Annotated in this window: 28 protein-coding genes and 4 pseudogenes; 26 read left to right on the forward strand and 6 right to left on the reverse strand. The window is 30.3% G+C overall.

Features of this window, described 5'->3' with window-relative positions:
- The 18 genes and pseudogenes from DW114_RS09390 to DW114_RS09485 all read left to right on the forward strand — a co-directional run.
- Positions 1-506 (forward strand): sugar transferase (locus tag DW114_RS09390; RefSeq protein WP_147323136.1); only part of this gene is annotated, 506 nt, incomplete at its 5' end.
- Positions 507-510: 4 nt separating this feature from the next.
- A complete protein-coding gene (loaP, locus tag DW114_RS09395; protein WP_117453495.1) occupies positions 511-1,035 on the forward strand; it encodes an antiterminator LoaP in 525 nt (174 codons plus the stop codon).
- Between the two features lie 116 nt (positions 1,036-1,151).
- On the forward strand, positions 1,152-1,844 hold the full coding sequence (locus DW114_RS09400; RefSeq protein ID WP_117453496.1) for a YveK family protein: 693 nt from the start codon (positions 1,152-1,154) through the stop codon (positions 1,842-1,844).
- Between the two features lie 3 nt (positions 1,845-1,847).
- Positions 1,848-2,639, forward strand: coding sequence for a tyrosine-protein phosphatase (locus DW114_RS09405; RefSeq protein ID WP_117453497.1), 792 nt, complete (start codon positions 1,848-1,850; stop codon positions 2,637-2,639).
- 1 nt (position 2,640) lies between these two features.
- Positions 2,641-3,366: a CpsD/CapB family tyrosine-protein kinase gene (locus DW114_RS09410; RefSeq protein WP_117453498.1), complete on the forward strand. Its 726-nt coding sequence runs from the start codon at positions 2,641-2,643 to the stop codon at positions 3,364-3,366.
- 15 nt (positions 3,367-3,381) lie between these two features.
- The gene (locus DW114_RS09415) at positions 3,382-3,948 is read left to right on the forward strand and encodes a hypothetical protein (RefSeq protein ID WP_117453499.1); all 567 of its coding nucleotides are present in this window, start codon (positions 3,382-3,384) and stop codon (positions 3,946-3,948) included.
- 9 nt (positions 3,949-3,957) lie between these two features.
- Complete coding sequence (locus DW114_RS09420) at positions 3,958-5,415, forward strand: LCP family protein (RefSeq protein ID WP_117453500.1); 1,458 nt, start codon at positions 3,958-3,960, stop codon at positions 5,413-5,415.
- Positions 5,412-5,543 (forward strand): annotated as a pseudogene (locus DW114_RS09425) (sugar phosphate nucleotidyltransferase); the annotation flags it as partial. The gene DW114_RS09420 and the pseudogene DW114_RS09425, both read left to right, overlap by 4 nt.
- Positions 5,544-5,835: 292 nt before the next feature.
- A complete protein-coding gene (locus tag DW114_RS09435; protein ID WP_158552330.1) occupies positions 5,836-6,273 on the forward strand; it encodes a hypothetical protein in 438 nt (145 codons plus the stop codon).
- A 28-nt stretch (positions 6,274-6,301) separates the two neighbouring features.
- Positions 6,302-7,546 carry a nucleotide sugar dehydrogenase gene (locus DW114_RS09440; protein ID WP_117453502.1) on the forward strand — a complete coding sequence of 415 codons (1,245 nt, stop codon included), beginning with the start codon at positions 6,302-6,304 and terminating at the stop codon, positions 7,544-7,546.
- 100 nt (positions 7,547-7,646) lie between these two features.
- A pseudogene (locus tag DW114_RS21645) lies at positions 7,647-8,452 on the forward strand (ATP-grasp fold amidoligase family protein).
- Positions 8,439-9,221, forward strand: a complete 783-nt coding sequence (locus DW114_RS09455; protein ID WP_199483635.1) for a glycosyltransferase family 2 protein — start codon at positions 8,439-8,441, stop codon at positions 9,219-9,221. The pseudogene DW114_RS21645 and the gene DW114_RS09455 overlap by 14 nt, the downstream one beginning before the upstream one ends.
- 3 nt (positions 9,222-9,224) lie before the next feature.
- Entirely contained in the window at positions 9,225-10,310 is a 1,086-nt protein-coding gene (locus DW114_RS09460) for a glycosyltransferase (protein WP_117453505.1), read from the forward strand.
- A 14-nt stretch (positions 10,311-10,324) separates the two neighbouring features.
- Entirely contained in the window at positions 10,325-10,762 is a 438-nt protein-coding gene (locus DW114_RS09465) for a serine O-acetyltransferase (RefSeq protein WP_117453506.1), read from the forward strand.
- The gene (locus tag DW114_RS09470) at positions 10,763-11,851 is read left to right on the forward strand and encodes an EpsG family protein (protein WP_117453507.1); all 1,089 of its coding nucleotides are present in this window, start codon (positions 10,763-10,765) and stop codon (positions 11,849-11,851) included.
- 15 nt (positions 11,852-11,866) lie between these two features.
- Complete coding sequence (locus DW114_RS09475; RefSeq protein ID WP_117453508.1) at positions 11,867-12,991, forward strand: polysaccharide pyruvyl transferase family protein; 1,125 nt, start codon at positions 11,867-11,869, stop codon at positions 12,989-12,991.
- Positions 12,992-13,107: 116 nt separating this feature from the next.
- Positions 13,108-14,304, forward strand: coding sequence for a Coenzyme F420 hydrogenase/dehydrogenase, beta subunit C-terminal domain (locus DW114_RS09480; RefSeq protein ID WP_117453509.1), 1,197 nt, complete (start codon positions 13,108-13,110; stop codon positions 14,302-14,304).
- The gene (locus DW114_RS09485; protein ID WP_117453510.1) at positions 14,297-15,682 is read left to right on the forward strand and encodes a lipopolysaccharide biosynthesis protein; all 1,386 of its coding nucleotides are present in this window, start codon (positions 14,297-14,299) and stop codon (positions 15,680-15,682) included. Before DW114_RS09480 ends, DW114_RS09485 begins: the two co-directional genes overlap by 8 nt.
- A gap of 1,394 nt (positions 15,683-17,076) precedes the next feature.
- Here DW114_RS09485 and DW114_RS09490 read toward each other — a convergent pair.
- Genes DW114_RS09490 through DW114_RS09510 form a run of 5 tightly spaced genes read right to left on the reverse strand, consistent with a single transcriptional unit; the run spans position 17,077 to position 20,937 of the window.
- A complete protein-coding gene (locus DW114_RS09490) occupies positions 17,077-17,631 on the reverse strand; it encodes a DUF3783 domain-containing protein (protein WP_117453511.1) in 555 nt (184 codons plus the stop codon).
- 5 nt (positions 17,632-17,636) lie between these two features.
- On the reverse strand, positions 17,637-19,283 hold the full coding sequence (locus DW114_RS09495; RefSeq protein ID WP_117453512.1) for a putative ABC transporter permease subunit: 1,647 nt from the start codon (positions 19,281-19,283) through the stop codon (positions 17,637-17,639).
- Entirely contained in the window at positions 19,276-20,001 is a 726-nt protein-coding gene (locus DW114_RS09500) for an ABC transporter ATP-binding protein (RefSeq protein WP_117453513.1), read from the reverse strand. The genes DW114_RS09495 and DW114_RS09500 overlap by 8 nt, the downstream gene beginning before the upstream one ends.
- A gap of 17 nt (positions 20,002-20,018) precedes the next feature.
- Positions 20,019-20,666: an SdpI family protein gene (locus tag DW114_RS09505; RefSeq protein WP_158552332.1), complete on the reverse strand. Its 648-nt coding sequence runs from the start codon at positions 20,664-20,666 to the stop codon at positions 20,019-20,021.
- A 1-nt stretch (position 20,667) separates the two neighbouring features.
- Complete coding sequence (locus tag DW114_RS09510) at positions 20,668-20,937, reverse strand: autorepressor SdpR family transcription factor (RefSeq protein ID WP_117453515.1); 270 nt, start codon at positions 20,935-20,937, stop codon at positions 20,668-20,670.
- Positions 20,938-21,120: 183 nt separating this feature from the next.
- Between DW114_RS09510 and srtB the strand changes: the two genes are divergently transcribed.
- The 6 genes and pseudogenes from srtB to DW114_RS09535 all read left to right on the forward strand — a co-directional run.
- Positions 21,121-21,918 carry a class B sortase gene (srtB, locus tag DW114_RS09515; RefSeq protein ID WP_117453516.1) on the forward strand — a complete coding sequence of 266 codons (798 nt, stop codon included), beginning with the start codon at positions 21,121-21,123 and terminating at the stop codon, positions 21,916-21,918.
- 59 nt (positions 21,919-21,977) lie between these two features.
- Positions 21,978-22,103, forward strand: coding sequence for a hypothetical protein (locus tag DW114_RS21970; RefSeq protein ID WP_255411932.1), 126 nt, complete (start codon positions 21,978-21,980; stop codon positions 22,101-22,103).
- Positions 22,104-22,111: 8 nt separating this feature from the next.
- On the forward strand, positions 22,112-23,173 hold the full coding sequence (locus DW114_RS09520; protein WP_117453517.1) for an XRE family transcriptional regulator: 1,062 nt from the start codon (positions 22,112-22,114) through the stop codon (positions 23,171-23,173).
- Positions 23,121-23,324, forward strand: a complete 204-nt coding sequence (locus tag DW114_RS09525; protein WP_117453518.1) for a hypothetical protein — start codon at positions 23,121-23,123, stop codon at positions 23,322-23,324. The genes DW114_RS09520 and DW114_RS09525 overlap by 53 nt, the downstream gene beginning before the upstream one ends.
- Positions 23,325-23,345: 21 nt before the next feature.
- Positions 23,346-23,630, forward strand: a complete 285-nt coding sequence (locus tag DW114_RS09530) for a hypothetical protein (protein ID WP_117453519.1) — start codon at positions 23,346-23,348, stop codon at positions 23,628-23,630.
- 71 nt (positions 23,631-23,701) lie between these two features.
- A pseudogene (locus DW114_RS09535) lies at positions 23,702-24,319 on the forward strand (FtsW/RodA/SpoVE family cell cycle protein); the annotation flags it as partial.
- A 29-nt stretch (positions 24,320-24,348) separates the two neighbouring features.
- Here DW114_RS09535 and DW114_RS09540 read toward each other — a convergent pair.
- A pseudogene (locus DW114_RS09540) lies at positions 24,349-24,483 on the reverse strand (FtsW/RodA/SpoVE family cell cycle protein); the annotation flags it as partial.
- A gap of 14 nt (positions 24,484-24,497) precedes the next feature.
- On the opposite strand from DW114_RS09540, the gene DW114_RS09545 reads away from it, so the two are divergent.
- Together DW114_RS09545 and DW114_RS09550 are read left to right on the forward strand one after the other, a co-directional pair.
- Entirely contained in the window at positions 24,498-24,767 is a 270-nt protein-coding gene (locus tag DW114_RS09545) for a hypothetical protein (protein WP_117453520.1), read from the forward strand.
- Between the two features lie 185 nt (positions 24,768-24,952).
- Positions 24,953-26,512, forward strand: coding sequence for an AAA family ATPase (locus tag DW114_RS09550; protein ID WP_117453521.1), 1,560 nt, complete (start codon positions 24,953-24,955; stop codon positions 26,510-26,512).
- Positions 26,513-26,522: the final 10 nt, after the last annotated feature.

The following is a 26,522-nucleotide window of genomic DNA, read 5'->3' on the forward strand; positions in this document are numbered from 1 at the left end:
AGGTAGACTCAAAAGGGCCAGTATTCTTTAAACATATGCGTGTAGGAAAAAATGGAAAACCATTGCCAACTTATAAATTTCGTACAATGGTAACAAATGCTGAAGAATTACTGAAAAAATTGACTCCTGAACAGAAAAAAGAGTATGAAGAAAATTTCAAATTAGAAAATGATCCAAGAATAACCAAAATAGGGAAAATTCTTAGAAAAACAAGTCTGGATGAGTTGCCACAATTATTAAATATTATTATAGGGAATATGAGTGTTGTTGGACCAAGACCAGTTGTTCAAAAAGAACTAGAAAAATTTGGAGATCAAGTTGATAAACTATTAAGTGTAACACCAGGATTAACCGGTTATTGGCAAGCAAATGGACGTAGTAATACGACTTATGAAGAAAGAGTCGCAATGGAATTATATTATGTAGATCATTGTTCTATTTGGTTAGATATTAAAATCATATTTCAAACAATAGGTGCAGTAATTCGTAAAGAAGGGGCTAAATAAAACTATGTCTAAATCAAACTGGTATGTATTGTTTGTTATGGGTGGCAAGGAACGACAGCTGTGTGACTTCTTGAATCAAGAAGAAAACTGGTATGCCTTCTATCCTAAGATAGAGTTAATCAGACGAAAGAACAGTGTAGACCGTATCATAGAGAAACCATTATTTCCAAGTTATATCTTTGTGGAAAGTGAAGATAAACATCAAGACTTTCAAACAAAACTAAGAGAACTCAAAACAAGAAAAAAAGGCATCGTAAAAGAATTAAATTATAAAGATGAAATACCAGCATTATATGAAGAAGAAAAGCAATATCTAAAAGGTCTGTTGGATGAAAAACATACATTAAAGAAATCCGTAGGATTTATAGAAAATGACCATGTGATCATAACAGAAGGACCATTGAAAGGTTATGAAAGTCATATCAGTAAGATAGACAGACATAAACGCAAAGCAGTATTAGAGGCAGAGATGTTACACAAGAAGATCAATGTAACGATACCACTAGAAATCATAAAACGAACTGAATAAAGAAGTAAAAGTTGCCAGGGGCACATTATGGAATATACAGGGACATACTTAAACCGTTCAACACTTTATGTGGGGGAAGGGAGGAGTGTGTCCTTTTTACAAGTTAGGAGTAATGTATGGAAGATATAAATAAAACAAATGATGAAATAGAAATTGATATCAGTGCTTTAATGAAGCTTTTGAAGAAGAATATCAAGATGATCGTGATCTGTACAGTATTAGGTGCAGTCATTGCATTTCTTGTGACCAATTTCTTTATGACAAAGAAATATGCAAGTTCCGCAAGAATCTATCTGATACCAAAAGTAACCGAACAAGGGTATGCAGATTATAATGCGGTAAACTCAAATTCAAAGATGGTGAATAACTATGTTTCTTTGATGCAAGGTGAAACGATCTTATCTAAAGTTGCGGATGAATTGAATATTGAAAATGTAGAAGAAGTGAAAAATTCACTTTCTATTACAAACGTGAATGAAACAGAAATTATAGATGTAAAAGCAACAACAGATGATCCTAAAAAATCACAGGCAATCGTTAGTAAAACAGTGGATATATTCTTTAAGGAAATGCAGGAAAAATTGGATATCAAGAATATGACGATATCTGATCAACCAAAAGTCAATGATGTACCTGTATCACCAAGCAAAAAGATGAATACAGCTGTTGGTTCTATGGCTGGATTATTATTGTCTTGTGGATATGTGTTCTTACAATATCTATTTGATAAACGTTTGAAAACAAAAGCAGAAGCAGAAAGCTTCTTAGGTGTACCAGTATTAGGAGAAATTCCTTGGTTTGAGGATTAAGATATGGAGTTTATAGATATACATAATCATCTAGCATGGGAAATTGATGATGGAATGCCTTCAAAAGAGGATGCCATCATCGCATTACAACAGGCAAGAAAAGATGGTATTACAACAATTATATCTACACCACATTTTGTGCCAGGAACGCACGATGTATCCAATATCGATATCATCAATGATCGTATTGATGAATTAAAAGAATTAGCAAAAACTTATGATATCGAAATATATAGTGGTTCAGAGGTATTTTTAAACCATGAGTATTTAGATATGATTGATTCTAAAGCTTTTAACACATTAGCTGATTCTAAATATTTACTTGTAGAGTTTGATGTTAGACGAAACATGGATCATAACGATTATGCAGAAGATTATCTGTATGAATTAAAAGTCAGAGGATATCGACCTATTATCGCACATGTGGAACGTTACTTTCCTAAAGGGATTGATTTAGACAGAGTACAGTCTTGGATAGAACTAGGTTGTTATATACAAGTCAATCGAACAAGTCTTTTAGGAACACATGGGGATGTATGTAGGAAGAATGCAGAAAAGATTTTAAAAGAAGGTATGGTACATGTGATAGCAAGTGATACTCATAGAAGTAAAGGCCATCGAATCGCAAAGCTATCAGATATCTATGCAATTATAGAAAAAGAATATGGAAAAGCAAATGCCATTCTTTTATTACAAGAAAATCCAATGCATATCATCAACAACGAACATTTAGAAGAAATGGAAGTCATAAAGAAAAAATCTATCTTCGATAGATTAAGAAAGAAAGGAAGATAGGATGGAAAGAAAACTTGCGCCAAAGCGACATGATAAGAAAAAGAAGAAAACAGTAAAACAATCACAGTTTGATTTTTCAGAAGTATATCGACAGTTAAGAACGAATATTGAATATTCCCAATTTGAGGGAGATATTCAAGTAGTCAATCTAACAAGTACAAATCCAGCAGAAGGAAAAAGCTCCGTAGCGAGTAATCTTGCGACAGTCAGTATTGCGAAATATCACAATGTATTATTGATGGACTGTGATTTAAGAAAACCAGTACAACATAAGATTTTTAATGTTTCAAATAAAGTTGGATTAAGCAACTTAATGAAGAATTTTGATAGCTTTGATGTGAATGATGATACATATTTCCAGAAGTTCAAGGATAACACAAGTGATGGAAAGCTTTATTTACTAACAAGCGGGATGAAAGTGCCTAATCCATTAGAACTACTTTCTAGTGAAAAATTCAAACACCTAATTGAAAAGCTAAGAACAAGATTTGATTTTATCGTAATTGATTGTCCACCAGTAGATGCAGTAGCAGATGCGATTCCAATAAGCACAGTAACGGATGGAACGATTTATGTAGTTTCAGCGAAAGAAACTAATAAGAATGATGCGAAAGCAGCAATCACACAGCTACAAAGAAACGGTGCAAATATCTTAGGAACTGTACTTACAAAAGTAGAAGCAGAAGCAAAACACTATTATGGTTATTACTATAATAGTGAGTCATAAGGAAGGTGTATAAAAATGGAATATTTTTATGCATACTTACCAAATAAAAATGAAAAAGAGAACGTTTTAAATTCATTGAATTTGAAGGAAAATCAAATCTATATCGATGATACAGAAAATGATGATATTAGATGGAATGATCTTGTTAAAAAATTAAAAGATAACGATAAGTTACTGGTTCCATCTATTGATTGTATCTCATCAGAAGAAGTTAGTCTAAAAGATAAGCTACAAACATTAAAAGACATTCATGCTCAATTATTAACAATCGATGATGAGGACTTAGATGTCGATGTAATGTTACAACTTATGGATTTCATTGAAGTAAGTAGAAAGAATAGAGCAAGAAAACTTCAACGTGCAGGCATCGATAAGGCGCTAGAAAAGAAATACAAAGGAGAAGGTCGTTTTGGCAGACCAAGAATAAAAGTACCAGATGATTTTGAAGAAAACATCAAAAGGATTATGAGAAAAGAATTAAGCCACGATGCTTATCGAGCGCAATTGGGAATGAAACGATCTACATATTACAAGATCGTGAAAGAAGTCAAAGATTCATGGATCAAGGATGATAAGAAATAGGAGGCTTACATGGAGAATATAAAGAAGATAGGAAAGCATATTTTCTGGATCATACAGTTAATTGTAAGTCTTGTTTTAACATATAGTGTTTACAAATTATTGCCATTGAAATACCTAGCAATCGTTATATTGATATTAGCTGTTTTATTAGGATTAGTTATCTTTATGCAATTGTCTAGCAAAACGAATAAAACAGTGAAAATAGATAGTAAAGTATTAGCGATTTTTTTAAGTGTGTTGATGATTTTTGTGAATGTAAAAGTTATCAATAAAGCTCAAGAAACTATCAATAAAATCTCAAATGGAAATATTCAAACAACTACTGTTTCTGTCTTAGTGAAGAAAGACAGTGCATTCCAGAAGATAGAAGATTTAGATGGAAAACAGTTTGGTATTATGAAAAACATAGATCGTGAGAATACAGATTTTATGTTAAACCGTTTGAATGAAAAATTCTCAAATCAGGTATCAAAAACGGAATATGCAAGTGGTGAAGAAATGCTTCAAGATCTATTAAATGATAAAACAGATGCCATCATCATGAATGAAGGATTTCGTGATAGCTTTAATCTGATTGATAAAAAGTTTGAATCTGAAACAAAGGTAATTTATACATTGGATAAACAAAAAACGATTGAAAATCTAAAATCAGCTTCTGTCACAAAAGAAAGTTTTATTGTTTATATTTCAGGAATCGATACAACAGGGCCTATTACAACAACAAGTCGTAGCGATGTCAATATGTTAATGGCAGTCAATCCGGTGAAGAAAAAGATTGGATTAGTCTTTATACCACGTGATTATTATGTATCTTTACAATGCCATGATGGTGTATGTGAAACTGGAGCAATGGATAAGCTGACACATGCTGGATTGTATGGAGTTGAAGTAAGCCAGGCCACTATTGAAAATATTCTTGGAGTAGATATCAACTACAATATTAGAATCAATTTTGATACTTTAACAACGATGGTAGATGCATTAGGTGGTATTGACATCAATTCAGATCAAGATGTTAACTTACGCAATGGACCAAGATGTAATATTAAACAAGGTGAAAACCATGTGGATGGAAGATGTGCATTAGGATTTGCGAGAGAGCGATATGCTTATAATGCAGGAGATCGTCATCGTGGAGAAAATCAACAGGAAGTCATTCGTGCAATGATCAATAAGATGACAACGACCAATATCATTAAGAATTATGAATCAATCTTGAATGCAGTACAAGGTATGTTTCAAACAAACATGAAAACAGATGAGATAACAGCATTAATACAAATGCAGATAAATGATATGGCGAAATGGGATGTGCAAAGCACTTTGGTAGATGGTAAAGGAGATATGGTGCCTACATACTCATATGGAAGTACACCACTTTATGTTATGCGACCGTATACTGATTCTATTAGTTCTGCAAAAATATTTATAAATGAAATCATCAAACAAAATGAAGTAAAGAAATGAAAGAAATTATATTAGCAGGAGGATCAGGGAAAAGATTGTATCCATTAATCATGGTGATTTCTAAAAAATTGCTTCTTATTTATGATAAATCAATTATATATTATCCATTATTGATGAGCGCTGGGATCCTTCTGCTTTTTGATAAATAAATTTTGAAAGAAAAATTAGGAATAGCAATGTTAGGGCAAAAAAGAATTCCATCAAGAGAGGGGGTGTAGAAATCGTTGTAGAAGAATTAAGTACAAGGATAGTTGCCTTAGGCCATAGTATTACATGTTTCAATAGAAGAGGTCATCATGTAAGTGGACAGGAGTTTGATGGTAATACTTCAAATGAATATAAGGGAGTAAACCTTAGAACTGTGCCAACCATAAATAAAAAAGGCTTGGTATTGTGTATGGTAAAGGAGAACATGGAAATATGGCACGTCTTTACTCTGGAATTAAAAAACATTATTTCTTCTATACTAGAAAAGATACTATTAAAGCATGTATCTATGTTAAAGAGTTAGTTCATTTCTTTATGTGGAGTTTAGAAAATGGGAAATCTGGAGTATGGAATTGTATGTTTGAACCAGCCTATAATATTGAACAAATTTGTGAAACAATGAAAAAAGCTACTGGAATGAATAGTTGGATTCCTAGTGTAAATGATAAATTTTTAATGGGAGTTGCTGCAATTGTGGGTCCTATTGGTGGTAAAGCAGTTGGTATTCATCCGGCTAGAGTTAAAAAAATAATGGTTAGTACAAACATCAATGGTGACAAATTGAAAAATTCAGGATATCAATTTCATTGGATACTAGAAGAATCTTTTAATGATTGGTTCGAAGATTGTAATAGAGTATGTTTAAAATAGTGAAAATCAAATCGGAAGGAATGATTATATGGGTTATAAAATAGCAGTAGCAGGAACAGGATATGTAGGATTAAGTATTGCCACATTATTAGCTCAACATCATGAAGTTGTTGCGGTTGATATTATCCCAGAAAAAGTAGAATTAATTAACAATAAAAAATCGCCTATTAAAGATGATTATATTGAAAAATATTTAGCAGAAAAAAAATTAAACTTAATAGCTACATTAGATGCAATTGAAGCATATAAAGATGCTAAATTTGTAGTTATTGCAGCACCTACTAACTATGATTCAAAGAAAAACTTCTTTGATACAAGTGCTGTTGAATCAGTAATTAAATTAGTAATGGAAATTAATCCAGATGCTATTATGGTTATTAAATCAACAATACCTGTAGGTTATACACAAAGTATTCGTGAAAAAACAGGAAGTAAAAATATTATTTTCTCTCCTGAATTTTTAAGAGAATCAAAAGCTTTATATGATAACTTATACCCTTCAAGAATTATTGTTGGAACAGATATAAATGATGATAGACTTTTGGAGGCAGCTCATGTGTTCGCTGAACTTCTTCAAGAAGGTGCAATTAAAGATAATGTTGATACATTATTTATGGGATTTACTGAAGCTGAAGCAGTTAAGCTATTTGCAAATACTTATCTAGCTTTACGTGTATCTTATTTTAATGAGTTAGATACTTATGCAGAAATGAAAGGTCTAGATACTAAACAAATTATTAACGGAGTATGTTTAGATCCTAGGATAGGTACGCATTATAATAATCCATCATTTGGATATGGTGGATATTGTTTGCCTAAAGATACAAAACAATTATTAGCTAACTACCAAGATGTACCACAAAATATGATGAGTGCAATTGTTAAATCAAATAGAACAAGAAAAGACTTTATTGCAGATCGTGTTTTAGAAAAAGCAGGATATTACAGTTATCAAGATAACAACGAATATGATTCATCTAATGAAAAAGATATTACCGTTGGTGTATATAGATTAACAATGAAGTCTAATTCAGATAACTTTAGACAATCGTCTATACAAGGTGTAATGAAACGTATCAAAGCTAAAGGCGCAAAAGTAATTATTTATGAACCTACTTTAAAAAATGGTGAAACGTTCTTTGGAAGTGAGATTGTAAATGATTTAGAAATTTTTAAAAAACAAAGTGATGCAATTGTTGCAAATAGATATGATGAGTGTCTAAATGATATTGAAAATAAAGTATACACAAGAGATTTATTTAGAAGGGATTAAAGAACTAATGAATAAAATGAAAAATATTATTAGAATTTTAAGAAAATGTGTCTCTAGAATTTCTCCTGTATTTTCGAATAAAATAATGTATAGAGTAAGAATGCATAAAAAACTAAATATTAAAAATCCTAAAACATTTAACGATAAAATTAACTGGCTTAAGCTTAATAATTATCAAAATAATGAATTAGTAATTAAATGTACAGATAAATATCTGGTGCGAGAATATATAAGAGAGAAAGGTTACGATTATTTATTAAATGATTTGTATTTTTCATGTAATTCTGTAGACGAAATCAAATGGGAAAATCTTCCTCAAAAATTTGTTTTAAAATGCAATCATGGCGCTGGTTATAACATTTTATGTAATGATAAAAACGTTTTTGATTACAAGGCTGCAAAAGTAAAACTAAATAGATGGATAAATGAAGATTTTGGGCTTGTTTCTGTAGAGCCTCATTATAGCAAAATTAAAAGAAAGATTATTTGCGAAAAATTCCTGGAAGATGAGATTAAAGATTATAAGTTTTTTGTTTTAATGGGGAACCATTAATGTTCTATGTATCTGTAGCTCCTGAAGGAAGTTTTAGAAATATGCAAGCAACTTTTTTTGATATGGATGGAAAAGTTTCGCCTTTTACCAGAAAAGATCATGACCCAATAAAAGGTAAAATAAGATTGCCTAAAAAGATTAAAGAAATGGAAAAAATAGCAAGAGATTTATCTGCTGATTTTGATTTTGTAAGAGTGGATTTATTCTGTATAAATGAGAAAATATATTTTTCGGAGCTTACGTTTTCTCCTTGCTCTGATTTTATGCCTTTTTCTCTAGATCATTATGATTTATATTTTGGAAATAAACTAAAGATAAGAAGTTTGGGAGGAAATACATATGGAAATGAATAGTAAGGTTTCAATTATAACACCTGTATATAATGCTTCAGGATTAATATCGGAAACTATAGAAAGTGTAATTAATCAAAGTTATAAAGATTGGGAACTGATTTTGGTTGATGATTGTTCTACTGATAATTCGGCTACAATAATCAAGAAGTATGAAGAATTAGATAATAGGATTAGGTACTATTGTTTAGAATGCAACAGTGGAGCTGCTGTGGCTAGAAATAAAGGATTAGAATTATCTACAGGTAGATATATTGCATATTTAGATGCAGATGATTTATGGTATGTTGAAAAATTAGAAAAACAGGTGAATTACGTTAATGAAAACAACGCGCAATTTATTTGTTGTGATTACGAAAAAATTAATGAAGATGGTTCTAAATTAAATAAAATTGTCAAAATGCCAAAATCTATTACTTATAATCAGTTGTTGAGCAATACAATTATTCAGACAGTTGGTGTATTTATTGATTTACAAAAAGTTAATAAGAAACTACTTGTCATGCCTAATGTTAGAAGAGGCCAAGATTCTGCAACTTGGCTTCAAATGTTGAAGAATGGTGTTAAGTTTAATGGTCAAAACGAAGTGTTAGCTGCATATAGACGTGTGAATAATTCTTTAAGTAGTAACAAATTAAATGCATTAAAAAGAACTTGGTATTTATATAGGGGCGTTGAAAAGTTAAGTATATTTAAATCTATTAGATGTATTTTTGGTTGGGCTTACCACGCAAGTATAAAAAGAATTTACCTCAAAAATAAAGGAGAGTAGTGAATGAAAAAAATTTTGCATGTTGTCGGTTTTTTGGGAAATGGTGGAGATACAACAGCGATCTTAAATGTTTTAAATGCTCAAGAAAACGGTAACGAACAATTTATGTTCGATTTTATTACCCATGATGGTTGTGATTTGGAACTGGTTGAAAAATTAAGGAAAAAAGGATCAAATATATTCATTTTAGAAGGTGATGTAAGAAAAATTGGTGTTTTAAAGTATTATAGATTAATATTAAGTATCTTGAAAAATAATAAATATGACATTATTCATTTTCATACGTCATTTCAATCTTGTGTTGGTTTATACGCTGCAAAAAAATGCAATGTAAATACCAGAATATGTCATTCACACACATCAGATGTTCAAAGAAAGTGCAGTAAGTTAAAAAAAATAATATATCTTCCAATATGTAAGTTATTAATTAATAGATATTCAACAAAATTAGTGGCATGCAGCAAAGTTGCTGCTGATAATTTATTTTTTCAAAATGCTGATGTAGATATGTTGTATAATGGATTAGATATTCAAAAATATAAGACAATTGACAAGAATGAAGTGGATGATATACGAAAGAAATACGGTATATCCGATTCAAAAATCGTAGTTGGTCAAGTTGGAAGATTTAATGATATGAAAAATTTCGAATATACTATAGATTTAGCAAAAAAATTGGATTCGGATAAATATTTATTTATATTGATTGGATCAGGGCCTTTATTTAATAATTTAGAAAAAAAAGTTATTGATGAAAGTATTAATAACGTAGTATTCACGGGTAAAGTTAAAAATGTAAATGATTACATGTCTCTTTTTGATTGCCATTTGTTACCATCTAAATACGGTGAAGGATTACCTGTAGTATTAATTGAACAACAAATAGTAAATGATAAATGTATTTGCATTGCAAATGATAATGTTAGTAAAGAAGCAAATTTAGGAAATGTTAGCTATATATCCATTAATGACGATGCTAAATGGATAAGTACGATAAAAGAATGCAAAAATAAAAAAACAAAATCAATATGTTATGATAATTTTGATATAAAAAACACAGCAATCAAATGGCTATCAATTTATAATTAGTGAAGGAGAAGTTTATGGAGAATAAAGGTGTACTAAAAATTTATAAAATTTCAAGATGGTTATATGAACATAAAATACCAATTTTGCCAAAGATTATAAAAATGTCAATTAGGATTATTTGTGGAGCTACAATACCATATAAAGCAAGTATAGGTGATGGTACAATATTTCCACATGGAGCAAGTGGAGTTGTGCTACATGAAGAGGCAATTATTGGTAGAAACTGTAAAATACAATCAAATGTAGTTATTGGTGGTAGAAGTGGAAAACCAGGGGCTCCTGTAATTGGTGATAATGTATTAATAGGCACAGGTGCAGTCGTTCTTGGAAAAATAAAAATCGGAGATAATGTTGCAATTGGTGCAAATGCTGTGGTCCTAAATGATATAGAAAGTAATTCAGTTGCAGTTGGTATTCCTGCAAAGGTCATAAAAAAAATAGAGGATAAATAAATGACTATTTTTTTATTTCTTATTTTTTTGATTTTGTTACTTGCAATTATCCTTTATGATAGTAATTATAAAAATAAAAAATTATATTCCAGAGTATATTTATGCATTACATTTATTAGTTTATTGATTGTTTCAGGTTGTCGTGGATTAAGTATTGGTACAGATACTAATATGTATGTAAGGGCGTTTAATGCTGTAAAATCAATTCAAGATATGTTTGTATATTATGTAGATAGATTTGAGGTAGGCTATAGATTTTTTAATGTAATGATTAAGCAATTAAGTGATAATCCACACCTTTTGTTATTCTTTAGTTCAGTCCTAATTCTTCTAATGACATATTATTTCTTTTATAAAGAGTCTAAATATCCATGGATGTCTTTATTAATGTTTGTTGGATTAATGTATTATTCAAATTCAATGTGTTTATTAAGACAATATTTAGCTATAGGATTTGTATTTTTAGCTATTGTTTGTTTGGAAAAACAAAAAAGATTTAAATTTCTTGGTTTAGTAATTTTAGCATCTTTATTTCATTCTTCTGCTATTATAACAATTCTATTATATCCATTAATGAAAATTGAAATTACAAATAGTAATCGAAGAATAATTATTGCAGTTGCATTGATATCTACATTATTTGCTAATCAGCTGATAAATCTAGTGATAAGAATTGTACCTAAATATACATCTTATTTGACTTCAGATAAATACTATTTAGAAAATCAAATTGGAACAATTTTAAAAGCTATTCTGCAATTTCTTTTCTTTGTATTTGTTAATTATTCATATAAAAGAAATTATGAGAATAATAAATCTAGTATTTTGAAAATAGGTTATTATTGTTCACTGTTGTCTTGCGTCATCAGTTTTGTTTCAATTAATGGAGCAATATTGGATAGAATGGCTGTCTATTTTTCAATTATCAATTGTATTACAATCCCTAATATGATATTTACTTTCAAATCAATAAATAATAGACGATTATTTGTTGTTATATTGATAATTATTTGCTTAAGTTACTATATAATTATTTTGGTATATAGACCATATTGGTCTGGTATTATTCCATATGTTTTTTGGGAATAGAAGGAGATAAATAGAATGGATTTAAAAAATAAAATCACTTTTTTCTTGAATAAAAATAAAAACATAAAAAAAATCATTAAGATTCCAGTAATATACTTTAGAAGTGTAAAGTCTTATCCAAAAGTAAAAAAAATGTTTGCTCGTGTTTGTAGTGACATTAATACTATTGAGAAAGAAAATATAATATGGTATTTTTGTGCACCAGAACATAACAATTTAGGTGATTTAGCACAAAGAATGTGTATTGAAAATTGGTGTAAGGAAAATTATTCGAATTTTAGGGTGATAGAAATTCCATCAGCAGTCGTAAATAGATTTAATAAGAAAATGCTTGATCTAATGAAAAAGTACTTAAAAGAAGAACATGTTATTATTTTTCAAAGTGGATATACGATGACGGACGGTCATCCAGATGATAAAGTTCGATTAACTATATTGAATGAATTTTATAAGAATAGAGTTTTGATTTTTCCGCAAACAATTTTATATGAAAATAATAACAATATGTTAAGTATGTATGAAACTTTAAAAAAATGTGAACGATTGCTTTTATTGACTAGAGACCAACTATCTTATGATTATGCAAGTCAAAATTTTAAAGGTATCAATATTGAATTATTTCCAGATATTGTTACAACACTAATCGGTAAAAAAGTATACTCTCAAGAGAGAAATGGCATAGCGTTGTGTGTAAGGAATGATGGAGAAAAATATTATTCTTATGGAGAAATTTCTGCTTTAGAAAATGATTTAAGAAAAATATCATCTGTAAATGTTACTGATACAAATGATCGTGAATTAATTGATATAAACTCAAATTCCATTCAAACTGCTGTATGGAAAAAAATTGATACTTTTGCAAATTATAAATTAATGATTACAGATAGATATCATGGTACTATTTTTTCTTTAATTTCAAATACACCTGTAATTGTTATGAAAACAAAAGATCACAAAGTTTCAACAGGAGTAAAGTGGTTTAAGAACATATATGATGATTATGCCTTTTACTGCGATGATATTAAAAATATTAGTAATTTAGCAAGTAATATAATATCTTCGCAAAATAATACTGAAATTAAACCTTATTTTAAACGAGAATACTACGATAAACTTAAGAGTATTTTTGAAAAAATTTAAATCATTATAGATGTTATCTAATTATTGTATTAAACCAAATGAAAATTTTTATAAAGAGTTTGATTTTTTTCTTTTAAAATATTTTCTAGAAGAGTTAAGGAGTGAATTTTGTAGTTATGAACTTACCAAAAAGATGTACTGGATGCATGGCATGTTATTCTACATGTAAAAAAAATGCTATTCAAATTTCTCAAAATACAAAAGGGTTTTACATTCCGTTAATTGATGATTCATTATGTGTTGGTTGTCATCAATGTGAGCATGTTTGTCCAGAATTAAGTGAAATAAGTAAAAGTAAATGGGAAAAATGCTATGCAGGATGGACAAAAAACGATAGTGTTAGAGAAAAAAGTAGTTCCGGAGGTCTATTTTTTGAGATGGCTTCAGTAATTATTTCAATTGGCGGAATTGTTTATGGCGTTAGCATAGACGATAGAAATTTAATAAAGCACGAACGTTTTGTAAATATTAATGATATAAAGAAATCACAAGGTAGTAAATACGTTCAAAGTTATGTCGGAAATATATTTATTGATGTTGAAAAGGACTTAATACAAGGGAAATTTGTTTTATTTAGTGGTGTTGCTTGTCAAATCGCAGGCTTAAAAAAATATTTACGAAAAGAATATGAAAATTTAATTACAATTGATGTTTTGTGTCACGGAGCACCATCTCCAAGAGTATTTAATGATTATTTACAAGATAACAAATTAACTAAGATTGATAATATAAATTTTAGATATAAAAAACCAAGTTGGAATGTATTTAGTATGAGAATTGATCTGAAGGATAATAGAGTATATGAAAAAAATACTTGTGTTGATCCATATTTGAGATTGTTTTTGACCGACTTGATAACAAATGACGTATGCGACACATGCAAATATGTTGGTGAAGAGAGAGTATCTGATATAACATTAGCAGATTTTTGGGGATATGTTTCTGAAACAAGGCAACTACGTAATGATGAAAAAGGAATTTCTTTAATATTAATAAATTCAGAAAAAGGGAATAATCTTATTAAAAAGTTACCAAATGTAAAATTGTTTGAAAAAAATTTCATTGAAGCAAAAAATGGTAATAAATGTTTAACAAGCGCATTCAAGAAAAATAAATTGTATACTGATTTTTGGCTAGATTATGAAAAAGAAGGATATAATTACTGTATTAATAAATACTATACAGAACAATATACTAGTTCAAAAAGAAAATTGTCATTTTTTATAAATGATCATGCTTATCTACTACCTAGATTTATTAGAAATAAACTATTTAGTGAAAAGTATAAGCGTAGAGGATTAATCAATGAATAAAAATAAAGAACTGGTAAAAAATACCATTATAATCTTTATTGGGAAAGCTTGTACACAGTTTATCACGATTTTATTATTACCATTATATACAAAGTATTTAATTTCATCTGAATTTGGAATAGTTGATTTAGTAATTACTTATATATCGTTGTTTGTACCTATACTATCACTTGATTTAGAAATGGCAGCATTTAGATTTTTAGTTGATAAAAGAAAAGATATTGAAGAATCGAAACGCATTATTACTACCATTCTTTTTACTTTAACAGTTATTGCAATTTTTTGCACTATTTTATTTATTCCACTTTCTTTCTTTCTTAATATTAAATACAAATATTTAATATATATTGTGATAATTATGAGTTATTTTTCTCAATATTTTATTCAAGTTTCTAGAGGTTTAGGGAAAAATATTAATTATTCAATATCTTGTTGCATCAATGGTATAACTACGGTTTTTTTAAATGTAATTTTTATTCCAGTTTTAAAAATGGAAGCTGACGGAATGCTTTTGAGTATGATAATAGCAAATATTATGACTATTAGTTATCTTTTCTATTCTCTAGATTTAAAAAAATATATATCGTTTAATGCTATAAGATTAAACTATTTGAAAGAAATATTATCATATTCAATACCATTAATTCCAAATGGTATATCATGGTGGATAGTGAATGCATCGGATAGAACAATTATATCAATAATGCTTAGTGTATCGGCAAATGGTATTTATGCTGTATCTAATAAGTTCTCTTCTCTTTTTATAGGTGTGTTTAACGTATTTCAGCTATCATGGGCTGAATCAGTTAGTTTACATGTAAATGAAAATGATAGTAATAGATTCATATCTAATGTGATTAATATAGTATTAAAAGCATTTACTTGTCTAGGTATGCTTTTGATTGCAGTAATGCCAATAGTATTCAGATTGTTCATAGATGATAAATATAATGCAGCTTTAGACAATGTACCAATATTAATAGTTGCAATGATTTTCAATGTTGCGGTTGGATTATATAGTGCTATATACATTGCAAAAAAAATGACGAAACAGGTAATGAATACATCAATTGTTTCAGCTATCGTTAATATAATAATTAATCTATTGTTAATTAGTTATATTGGTTTATATGCTGCATCAATTTCAACTTTAATTGCGTATGCTGTTATGGCTATTTATCGACATTTTGACATCAAAAAAATGATTGATATCCATTTGGATAGAAAATATATGTTTAAAAGCGTTATATTAATGATAGTTATATTTGCATTATTTTATCAAAAAAACGTATATTGTACAATTATGATGATTTTAATTGCATTAGTTGAGTGTTTATTAAATTTTAAATATATATTAAAATTAGTTAAACTAAAATAGTATCATATTACTTTTTGTAAATGCTGTTTTTAATAGAATATTATCAGAACAAAGTATAGAATACACAGAAAATTATGATCTGTGTCTTTTTTTAGGACTATTTTACGAAGTAAACATCAAATAACTCGTAGCTAGTAAACGTTAACTGAATCTTATAAAATTCAAATAAGATGAAGGAGGTACTGTTAATGCCAAGACAAAATATGGAAGAACAAATAGAATATTGAAGCAATATAATTAACATCCGAGAAGATGAATGTAAAAAAAACATCAAATTGAATCAATTATATTACAAATGAAAAATAAAATTAATGAAGAATGTAGTAATGAATAAACTGGATTTGTTGAATTAGGTTAAAAATAAGAAATATGAAATTAAATGCGTTTTGTTGTGTACATATAGGATAATAATTTTTTAATATGCTAATAAGAATTACATTATCAATTTTTCAGATTTTTTTAAACAATCGTTTTAGTCCGTAGAAACGCTCATAGACAGTTTTTGCTCTTTTCATTTTTAATGAGCTATAAATCTTTTCTACATAAGAGAAATAGACGTGTTCTTTTTCTATTTCTTTTAATAGATCCTACAACTTCCAGTTTTTGTTATGTTTGATGAATATAGTTTTTTTGCATTTCACAATGAAGTAGTTTAGTAAATTTCGTGAATTTTCTAATGTCATCATTAGCATCTTCAAATACAACATATCACTTTTTGAATTAAAGTTAAATGTAAATCTTCTAAAATATCATGTTGTCTTTACTTTATGGTTAGAACCGAAAACAATCGTTTCAGGCGCCAATTAATTAATTTTTAAAAATATTATATTGAAGCAGAAAATACTGAGTGTTATAATTTCCTTAAAGAATAGGAGGAACATGAGTATGATTCCCAAGAATATGACAGAAGAAGAACTAAAGAAAAATGTTGAGTTTTGTAAATTAATCTAATGACAGATGTTGTAGATGCATTTCATGCATTTAAAGAAAAATTTCATGACTTTTACAAGGCATCCATGAAAGAGTATGAACAAGAACTTATCTTTGATGATTCCATGGTGAAAAAGATTGTAGAGAAAAATCATTAGAGAGTAGCGATGATAAAGTTAGACAAAAGGCATGTGGAATGTATTGGAAATTACAATATAAGGCAATGTATTTAGCAAATTAAGAAGAACTGTTTCATGAAAAATATGGCTTTTCTATTAATGAGTTATCTATTGCATACCGCATCTTGCTTGATATTGAAAAATGTAATGAGTTAACATATAATCAGTTAATAAGCCTTGCGAAAAAACTATCAACGAATAATATTCAAATAGTAGATATCATCTCATATCTAAAAGGCAATATATAAAATAAACCCCGCCAATTCATTTTGACGGGGTTTATTTTTATGCTTTTTTCAATCCTTCCTTAGCCTTATAGAAACGCTCATAGACAGCTTTTATCTCATCCATAGAACATTGCTTCTGGATGGCATCATAGGCTGCGTAGAAGGCTGTTTCGTAAGCTTTCCAGGAGTCTTTGGTATAATCATCAATGATTAGATGTTGACTTTCATTTAACATGGTGTGAATCTTTTCTACATAAGCGAAATAGGCGTGTTCCTTTTCGATTTCTTGTAATAGATCACATAGCTTCCAGTTTTTGTTGTGTTCGGTAAGCATTGCTTTTTGTGGCATTTCACAATGTAATAACTTACTGAATTTTGTGAATTCTCTAATGGTATCATCATCCACGTCTTCAAATACCATCAAATCCATAGCGATACGTTCACCTTTTTCTGATTGCTTCGTAAAGTCTGCAAGTTTCATCAGATATCCCACCTGCTGGCTGTTTTCTTCATCACTTACAACAATCGGAGTTAAATGTAAATCTTCTAATATTTTACAAACATTGTCTTTCTTTTCAGGGTTTGCACCAAAATATAATAGTACGTTTTTCATGTGTATTAAATCCTTTCAAATAGTTTTTTTGCGGATTTATCAACAAGTATACGAAGTACAAGTGTTAAAGCAATACATACCACAGTAACAAGGGTAGTAGTCATTGTGATATCATCAAATGGTAACATAAATACTGCAAATACCATTAAACCACATAAAGCCATACCACCCATCATGGCAATCATTGCGGTCATGTTTTGTTTAACAGCGGCAGCTTCCTGTTCCCAAACAAGCTTTGGATGTGCCATATCTACTAAGATACCAGCATAATTTCCTAAAAGTGTCGTAATGATACTTGCCAAGAAACAAACAATATAATAATAGATTGGCAGGTAAGGGAAAATCACATAGGCGATAATTACCGTAACCAGCATGGAAATCAGGGAAACGATAATACCGCAGTTTGTTTTCGCATGAATCTGCTGCTTAAATTCCATCGGAATGTATTTCATAAACATCACATTGCTGCCTTCACGAGAAATAGCTGTCGCTGAAATCAGATTCATATTCGCAAACAGGATACCACCAGCAAGACCAATTAAAACGGCATAAGGCAAAAAGCCTTCAAAAGAGAATCCTGATAATGCAGATAAATCTATGTCCGATGCACTTGTAAAGTATATGATGATAAATACAATAGGCATGATAGCACTTGTACCAATACAATTCAAGAAATATACAGGGGTGCGGATCAATAATTTGAATTCTTTCATCATATAGGTCTGTACCTTGTTTTTCTGATGTGTTGTTTTATCAAATTCTTTGTCAGATAATTTCTTACGATTGCTTCCGGTTTCATTAAATCCAATAGCACCTTTGAAATATACCATTTTGCCAATAAACAAGAAGCATGCTACTGCGGCAATGGTGATAACGATATTTATGATAAATGAGAGAATATCAGCGTTATACAAGGCCTTTGCGGCGTATGGGACACCAGGGAAGATCAAAGACAACATATTGATCAAGGAATTATTTCCATCCATCAAGATAGATATCAACTGTTGTGGCTCTATATTTTGCATACTCTCAGAATTCATGAAATAACTAAATCCCATGGCGATTATAACTGCTACGATACCACCAATCATATTAAAACGATCACGATTCTTAAAGAATGGCACAAAACGCATAACTAACATTGAAATGATACTGCTTAAAATTAGTGGATAAACAGGTAGTGTTAAAACTACAATCACAGCAAAAATATAGAATAAAGGGGTAACATCTACATTGTGTACATATGCCACAAGTAAGGGAATCGCAACTGCCAAAGAGAATATATATTCATAAATCAGACAGACCGTAAACTTACTTGCCAGAATGGTCTGTGGCTTAATAGGCAGGGACAATAATGTTTCACTGTCTTTACTGAAATAAAAGACACTTGGAATCAGAAAGATAGAAAATAAGAATGTGACGAAATTTGCAATCTGGAATCCAAAACCAATCATTACACCTTCCTGGTGAATTTGTGCTAAGACTTTAATTAGTTCATCAAACATGTAATAGAATACAAATACCATAGGGAAACAACAGATGAATAAGATGATATACATAAAGATCTGGAATCCTTTTTTACTTTTTCCATCCGTTAATGACCCCATTGTATTCTTGACAAGAACTTTGGTCAGAGATAAAAACTTACGCATGTTGAATGACCTCTAAGAATAAGGATTCCAGAGAATCACAATCAGGATGCTGTGCTTGTAATTCTTCCAAAGTGCCAAAGAAAATGATATGACCTTTATCAATGATCGCAACTTTATCACAAAGCTTTTCCGCAACTTCCAAAACGTGAGTAGAGAAGAATACTGTATTGCCTTTGGCAGCATGCTCCTTCATCATTTCTTTTAATGAGTAAGAAGATTGTGGATCAAGACCAGTCATTGGTTCATCCAGAATCCATACATTTGGATCAGAAATCAATACACCCATAATGACAATTTTCTGACGCATACCATGAGAATAAGATAAGATCTTATCATTTAAAGCATTTTCCATTTCAAATACTTTCGCAAGATGTGCAATACGCTCTTTTCTTACATTGCTTTCTACTTCATAAATATCGCCCATAAAATTTAAATATTCGATTCCTTTTAAACGCAAGAAGATATCTGCGTTGTCAGGTACGATGCCAAATTCTTTTTTTGCTTCTAATGGCTCTTTTACAATGTTTTTGCCATTGATTAAAATTTCCCCTTCATCTGGATTCAATACACCAGTAATCATTTTGATCGTTGTGGTTTTACCTGCACCATTTGGTCCGATAAAGCCTATGATTTCACCAGTTGGTATCGTTAATGAAATAGCATCAACGGCTTTATGTTTTCCTCCATATACTTTTGTGACATTTTTAATTTCAATCATGTTGTTCATCCTTTCTTTCACACGTTTTGTGTGATTTTACGATATAATACATAAGAGTAGATACAAGGAGCAATTGCTAATATACAAATAGTAATCATAAATAAGTCCATGATCATGTGACTGCTTTTAAGAAACATAGTTATGATAATCATCAGGATTCCACCAAAGAACCAAAGCTTTCCTGCCATGCGATGGGTTTTCATCCATACGGTTTCATTGGATAATGTCCATGGTGTTTTGATACCAATGAAATAATTTGTTTTAAACTTTGGCATCAAATTACCCATGATTGTGAATACAGCACCACATAATAAACTCATCATAAAAGAGATATTGATTAAATCAGGATCAAAACATGCAACCCACGTGATTACCCATAAACAAAAAATAAATAGGTAAACTGCTAATTGAATCACTTCCAATGTATGTTTGAAACGTTCGTAGTTGCTGCCTTTTGGATCAATATACTTCAAGATAGCAAAACCGATTTTCATCAATAATAAGAATACTGCTGGAAAGAAGATAAATAATTTTGATGCATAATCATCAATCTGACCGTTTAAATTCCAATGGACAGGAATTTGATCAGGCAGTTTTGTGTAAAATAAAAGGTTCACAATGATCATGCCAAAGAATAATACATAAAAGATTTTCTGTTTCCCCATATCATTCATTTCCTTTCCTCAAAGATGTGATCCATCCTATGATTTCATCAATCACACTGGTATTCAGCTCATAATAAATATGCTTGCCGATTCGCTCATCACTGATCAAATCAGCCTGCTTAAGAACTGACAGATGGTGGGAGATAGTTGCGTTTGTCATAGAAAAGTGCGAGACGATTTCACCAGCACTCATTTTTCCATCCTTCAACAACGTGATGATCTCCCTTCTAGTAGGATCAGATAACGCTTTAAAAGTTTCCTGAAATCCCATTTCATCACCTCGACTAGAACATTTAGATAAATGTCTAAATGTATGATAGCACAATCAAAAAACTTTGTAAATCAAAATTGCACATTTCTTATCTATTTGCATAAATCTTATTTTTCTTATTATATCAAATGGAATGGCAGTATGTAAAATATATGGTAAAATAAAACACGAGGAGTGATTCGCATGAGTAAAAAATCAGGAAAAAAGAAAAATCCATGGATATGGCGTATTTTATTTGTAATTGCACTGGGGGTGTTCATTTATAGTGGATACCAGCTGTATGATATATTTTCTCAAAATCATGAAGAAGGAAAAGAAAAAGCGGAATTAATTAATATTGCAGAGATACCAGAAAAACCGAAACCGGAAGAAGAACCTTTTACAATCAACTGGAAGGCTTTAAAAGAAGCAAATCCTGAAATTGTTGGATGGATCATTATTCCTGATACGGATATCAATTATCCCATCGTTCATGGAAGTGATAATTCTTTCTATTTGACACATACTTTTTTAAAGGCTGAAAACTATGCGGGTGCGATTTTCATGGATTATCAGGCAAATGGTGAATTTAAGGATAATAACACTTTTATTTTTGGACATAATGTTAAACATGGAACGATGTTTGCGGAATTAGAAAATTTTAAGGATGCTGGATTCTATACATCTCATCCATATGTATATCTGTTTACACCAGATGGCAATTATCGTTGTGAAGTCATCAGTATGTATTCTACAAAAGATGGCAGTCCATCTTATACCACATATTCCGGAGATGAACAAAGCTATTTAGCATATATTGATATGATTAAAGGCTTGGCAGAAAACAAACGAGATGTCGAAATGAATGCAAGTGATCGTATGATTACATTATCAACCTGTTCCTATGAAGTTAATGGGGAAGCAAGTGATGCCAGATATTTGTTGCATGCGAAGATGGTACCATGGAATGGAGAATATAAAGTAAAAGAAAATAAAAAATAATATAAAAGGCACGAAGAAATGACTTTGTGCCTGATTTTGTAAAGAAGGGAGGTTTAAAAATGAGTGTGTTTATTTTAAAAAAATATGATAAAGAGCTTATCAAGTTTGAGATGCATAAGAATTTTTATGATGAAATGATTGTGGAAATATTATGGAAAAGCAAGGATGTATTTGATTATGGTTGAAGAGCAGAATGATTCCTCGTAATCGAGCGTTTGTAAAAGAAATATTGATGAGTCAGGGATTAAATGAAAATGACTTAGAAGAATCTTTGAAAATCTGCATGGCATTGTCTGTGAATGATATCTATTGGGTGGTAGAAGAAGACTTTCATGGACGCTTTGATGATTATAATCTTTATGATAATAGTTTTTCAGAGGCATTAAGCTTGGTGGCATTTACCGGATACAGTGAAACACTTAAAGAACTTAGCCCTAGTCCAGAAATGACAACCAATGGTATGTTGCCAAAAGCATGGAAAAGAGTGCAAAATACTTTATATTTATATAAAGGGGGAATAAATGCAGAACTATATTCAAATGGAGGAAGAGAACCTTATTCAGAATGTTATGCAGCACAAGTAGCGAAGGCTATGGGAATTATACATGTTTCATATGATTTAGAAATTTGGAAAGGCATATTGGCATCTGTTTGTGAAAACTTTACATCAAAAGATATATCTTATGTACCTATTGGTCATGTATTGGAAGAATATTCTATTTCATGCCTAGTGGATAAAGTCAAAAAGTTAGGCTTTGTAAAAGATTTTAAGCACATGATTTTGTTTGATGCATTGATATTAAATGAAGATCGTCACTTTGGCAATTTTGGATTACTAAAAAATAATGCAACAAATAAATTTACAGGGTTTGCGCCTTTATTTGACCATGGTATTTCATTATTCTCTTATTTGAAAGATGAAGATATTATGAATAAAAAACGCTTTGATGAATACAAGATAGCACATAGTCAATCAGCGCTTGGAGCAACGCATGAAAAACTGATTACATGGTTTTGTGATCATGAGGATATAAAATATCTAAAGAAACTGTATAATTTTCATTTCTATAAGCATCCACACTATAATTTGAGTGATGAGCGATTAAAAATACTGGAAAATTATATTTATATGCGTTCCATAGAATTAAGTGAATTGATTCTTCATGGGGAAAAAGAAGTAATCAAACAAGATACAGATACGGATGATTATACAAGGAGAATTCCTTGGTGTTCGTTATCAGTTTACAGGGAATGAAGAAAAAGGTGGATTATGTATTCTGATAGGTGAATCTCTTCAATTAGATCGTTTGATGATCCATTCTGATGATTTAAAACTGATGGATGTTGTGACGTTTATTGAAAACAAAATTGAAGAAATTCAAAGAAAAAATGATATAGATATCTAAAAATAGAGATGCCGGAAAGCGATGGCAAAGTGCCGAAAAAGTGCCGAAAAAGTGCCGGAAAGTGATAATGGATTACTAAAAAGTGTTGGCAACTATATTAAAGTCGAGTTAACAAAGCAGCAACAAATTATTTATAAACGAATTGTAGAAAAAGGTGAAGTTACCACGGTTGAAGTGGAAAATCTATTAGGAGTAAAACAAAGAAGGGCACGTGCGATATTAAAAGAAATGATAGATAAAAATATAATCACAAGGATTGGTGCGTCAAAAAATACAAGGTATATTTTGAAAGAAACCAATCACTAAGGAAACATGAAAAAAGTAGAAAAACTACTTTTTTTTGCTTTTTCGCATACACTTGGATGAGGTGGTTTCCCATGTTCAATAAAAAAAGCAGACGACTAACAATTGAGATATTAATACTGGTTGTGATTGGTGTCATCATGGTTGGCAGTAGTTCTCGTGTATGGGCACATGCAAAATTCAACGATTCCATGTATTTTATGAGCCGTCAGGCAGTGTTTGCGTTGATTGGATTCTTTGTGATGTGGATGAGCAGTAAAATATCTTTAACAAAATTAAGAGGACATGCGAAAATCTTCTTTATCATTTGTACAGTTGCATTATTGTTGGTTTTAATACCGGGCTTAGGTGTACAGCGAAACGGATCACGAAGCTGGTTTGGGGTTGGGTCATTTTTGATACAGCCATCAGAATTTTTCAAAATCGCCATCATCTTATATGTCGCAGATCATCTGGCAAAACGCTATCGTATCAAAAAGTTTAAAAAAGATTTAATCTTTCCATGTTTTCTGGTAGCACTAGGCTTTGGATTAATTCTTCTTCAGCCCGATTTTGGCAGTGGAATCGTTATGGTTTGTTCTATTGTTGTTATGGTACTGGCCGCAGATTCACCAATCTCTTATTTTGTGAGAGTAGGAATGCTGGGGATTGCGGGATTGGGTGGTTTAATATTATCTGCCCCTTATCGACTTTTCTCCGCCTTCATTTACAACTGATATTAATGATTCTGCATACTGTTATCAAAGCCAACACCTAAGATACCTCCAGGACTTATCACAAATAAAGATTGTATGATTTGAAATCCTACACCTAATGGATCTTTCCATGGATCCAGAAAAGATGTGATACGGGCTATATTTACATTATTGAATGGCGGTTGATGAAGATGATAATGAAAAGTATCCAGTTAATTTGTATCCAAGGGTTGGAGAAGTTCCCAAGTTCTTCAGTAATGATGATTGGGAAATTATTTTTTTAAAAGAACGATTTAAAGTAAGACCGGAAAAAGGACATTTTGGAAATTCTGAATTACATTATCATAAATATGGATATGTTCATGCAAGAAAATGTTCAAGGGCAAAACGATCATGTAACACTGAATATAAATATCATTACAATATATCCATTGGGAAAAAATAAATTACATATGCTTATTAGCAAAGAAAGGTGGTATGAATATTTATAAAGGGTTGTTCGCACTATTGTTGACAACCTAATTTTTATTCAGATATAAAAAACAAAAAATTATTAAGTTGTTACCGTTTGAAAACAAGTGCTTTATAGTGATAAAAATGATATAATAAGCAAAGAAAGGATGATGTGGAATGGGTATTTACTTAAATCCGAATAATGATCAATACCAAGAATTGGTTAATTCGACTTTGATGGTGGATAAATCTCTATTGATTGAAAAAATAAATTGTAGAATAAAAACAAAGCAAAAATTCGTTTGTGTGTCTAGACCGAGAAGATTCGGTAAAAGTACGGATGCCAATATGTTAGTTGCCTATTATTCAAAAGGGTGTGATTCTCATAAACTGTTTGATTCTTTGAAAGTTGTGTCAACGAACAACTATGAAAAGCATCTGAATCAGCACAATGTCATTCATTTGAATATGCAGGAATTCTTGAGTGATTCAACTTCCATATCAGATATGCTAGACATTCTAAATCAAGAAGTTATTTATGAGCTATCCAAAGAGTATGATGTACATGTAATTACACCAAATATAAAAAATTATCTAAAGCGAATCTACAGCGATTATAATCAGTCATTTATCTTTGTTATTGATGAATGGGATTGTATTTTCAGAGAATTTAAACGTGATAAAAAAGAACAAGAGCGTTATCTCGACTATCTAAGAAACTTATTAAAGGACCAACCCTATGTAGAACTGGCTTATATGACTGGAATTTTGCCTATTAAAAAATATGGTACACATAGTGCATTGAATATGTTCGATGAAATATCCATGCTTCAGCCTGAATCTTATTCTAAATTTATGGGATTTACAGAGGAAGAAGTCCGTGCACTATGTGAGAAATATCATGTTGATTTCTCTACAATGCAATACTGGTACAACGGATATCATTTAGAAGAAAATGTATCAATCTATTCACCTCGTTCTGTAACTTCATCCATTGAATCAGGAAAGTTTAGAAACTACTGGAGCCAGACAGAAACATTTGAGGCATTACAAAAATATATTGATTTAAATTTAGATGGAATGAAAGATAATATTATTTCTATGATTGCAGGGGATGAAGTGAAAGTAGATACCTCATCATTCCAAAATGATATGACTACATTCAAGTCGAAAGATGATGTTTTTACATTATTGATTCATTTAGGATACCTTGGATACGATTCAACAAAAAGCACAGTTTATATACCTAATAATGAAGTTAAGGGAACATTTATCACTTCTATTAAAAACTCTAATTGGGGCATCGTGACATCGTTATTTAAAAATGCAAATGATTTGTTGGAAGCTACATGGAATATGGACAGTGATAAAGTTGCGAAATATATTCAAAATTCACATTATGAAACAAGCATTTTGCAGTACAATGATGAAAATGCACTTTCCTATACAATCAGTCTTGCTTATATCACTGCGAAAGAGCATTACACGATTATTCGAGAATTACCAACGGGAAAAGGATTTGCAGATATTGCTTTCATCCCTAAAGATGATAAGCCAGCCATGATAGTTGAATTAAAATATGATAAAAATGTAGATACTGCAATCTCACAAATCAAGAATAAGAATTATCCAAACGTATTAAAACATTATTTGGATAATTTGTTGTTAGTAGTTATCAATTATGATAAGACTACAAAAGAACATGAATGTTATATTGAAAAATATGAGCAATCGTAATGGTTGTTGC

Source organism: Absiella sp. AM09-50 (assembly GCF_003433845.1).
Taxonomy (GTDB): Bacteria; Bacillota_I; Bacilli_A; order Erysipelotrichales; family Erysipelotrichaceae; genus Hoskinsella; species Hoskinsella hominis.

Bases quoted from the DNA above. Each gene is read 5' to 3' on its own strand.
- DW114_RS09490 (WP_117453511.1), bottom strand. From the start codon at position 17,631: ATGAAAAACGTACTATTATATTTTGGTGCAAACCCTGAAAAGAAAGAC.
- DW114_RS09415 (WP_117453499.1), top strand. From the start codon at position 3,382: ATGGAATATTTTTATGCATACTTACCAAATAAAAATGAAAAAGAGAAC.
- DW114_RS09530 (WP_117453519.1), top strand. From the start codon at position 23,346: ATGGCAAAGTGCCGAAAAAGTGCCGAAAAAGTGCCGGAAAGTGATAAT.
- DW114_RS09545 (WP_117453520.1), top strand. From the start codon at position 24,498: ATGGCGGTTGATGAAGATGATAATGAAAAGTATCCAGTTAATTTGTAT.
- DW114_RS09435 (WP_158552330.1), top strand. From the start codon at position 5,836: ATGGCACGTCTTTACTCTGGAATTAAAAAACATTATTTCTTCTATACT.
- DW114_RS09510 (WP_117453515.1), bottom strand. From the start codon at position 20,937: ATGGGATTTCAGGAAACTTTTAAAGCGTTATCTGATCCTACTAGAAGG.
- DW114_RS21970 (WP_255411932.1), top strand. From the start codon at position 21,978: ATGAGTGTGTTTATTTTAAAAAAATATGATAAAGAGCTTATCAAGTTT.
- DW114_RS09475 (WP_117453508.1), top strand. From the start codon at position 11,867: ATGGATTTAAAAAATAAAATCACTTTTTTCTTGAATAAAAATAAAAAC.
- DW114_RS09410 (WP_117453498.1), top strand. From the start codon at position 2,641: ATGGAAAGAAAACTTGCGCCAAAGCGACATGATAAGAAAAAGAAGAAA.
- DW114_RS09480 (WP_117453509.1), top strand. From the start codon at position 13,108: ATGAACTTACCAAAAAGATGTACTGGATGCATGGCATGTTATTCTACA.
- DW114_RS09470 (WP_117453507.1), top strand. From the start codon at position 10,763: ATGACTATTTTTTTATTTCTTATTTTTTTGATTTTGTTACTTGCAATT.
- DW114_RS09440 (WP_117453502.1), top strand. From the start codon at position 6,302: ATGGGTTATAAAATAGCAGTAGCAGGAACAGGATATGTAGGATTAAGT.
- DW114_RS09465 (WP_117453506.1), top strand. From the start codon at position 10,325: ATGGAGAATAAAGGTGTACTAAAAATTTATAAAATTTCAAGATGGTTA.
- DW114_RS09400 (WP_117453496.1), top strand. From the start codon at position 1,152: ATGGAAGATATAAATAAAACAAATGATGAAATAGAAATTGATATCAGT.
- DW114_RS09505 (WP_158552332.1), bottom strand. From the start codon at position 20,666: ATGGGGAAACAGAAAATCTTTTATGTATTATTCTTTGGCATGATCATT.
- loaP (WP_117453495.1), top strand. From the start codon at position 511: ATGTCTAAATCAAACTGGTATGTATTGTTTGTTATGGGTGGCAAGGAA.
- DW114_RS09500 (WP_117453513.1), bottom strand. From the start codon at position 20,001: ATGATTGAAATTAAAAATGTCACAAAAGTATATGGAGGAAAACATAAA.
- DW114_RS09455 (WP_199483635.1), top strand. From the start codon at position 8,439: ATGGAAATGAATAGTAAGGTTTCAATTATAACACCTGTATATAATGCT.
- DW114_RS09420 (WP_117453500.1), top strand. From the start codon at position 3,958: ATGGAGAATATAAAGAAGATAGGAAAGCATATTTTCTGGATCATACAG.
- DW114_RS09495 (WP_117453512.1), bottom strand. From the start codon at position 19,283: ATGCGTAAGTTTTTATCTCTGACCAAAGTTCTTGTCAAGAATACAATG.
- DW114_RS09485 (WP_117453510.1), top strand. From the start codon at position 14,297: ATGAATAAAAATAAAGAACTGGTAAAAAATACCATTATAATCTTTATT.
- DW114_RS09550 (WP_117453521.1), top strand. From the start codon at position 24,953: ATGGGTATTTACTTAAATCCGAATAATGATCAATACCAAGAATTGGTT.
- DW114_RS09405 (WP_117453497.1), top strand. From the start codon at position 1,848: ATGGAGTTTATAGATATACATAATCATCTAGCATGGGAAATTGATGAT.
- srtB (WP_117453516.1), top strand. From the start codon at position 21,121: ATGAGTAAAAAATCAGGAAAAAAGAAAAATCCATGGATATGGCGTATT.
- DW114_RS09520 (WP_117453517.1), top strand. From the start codon at position 22,112: ATGATTCCTCGTAATCGAGCGTTTGTAAAAGAAATATTGATGAGTCAG.
- DW114_RS09525 (WP_117453518.1), top strand. From the start codon at position 23,121: ATGATTATACAAGGAGAATTCCTTGGTGTTCGTTATCAGTTTACAGGG.
- DW114_RS09460 (WP_117453505.1), top strand. From the start codon at position 9,225: ATGAAAAAAATTTTGCATGTTGTCGGTTTTTTGGGAAATGGTGGAGAT.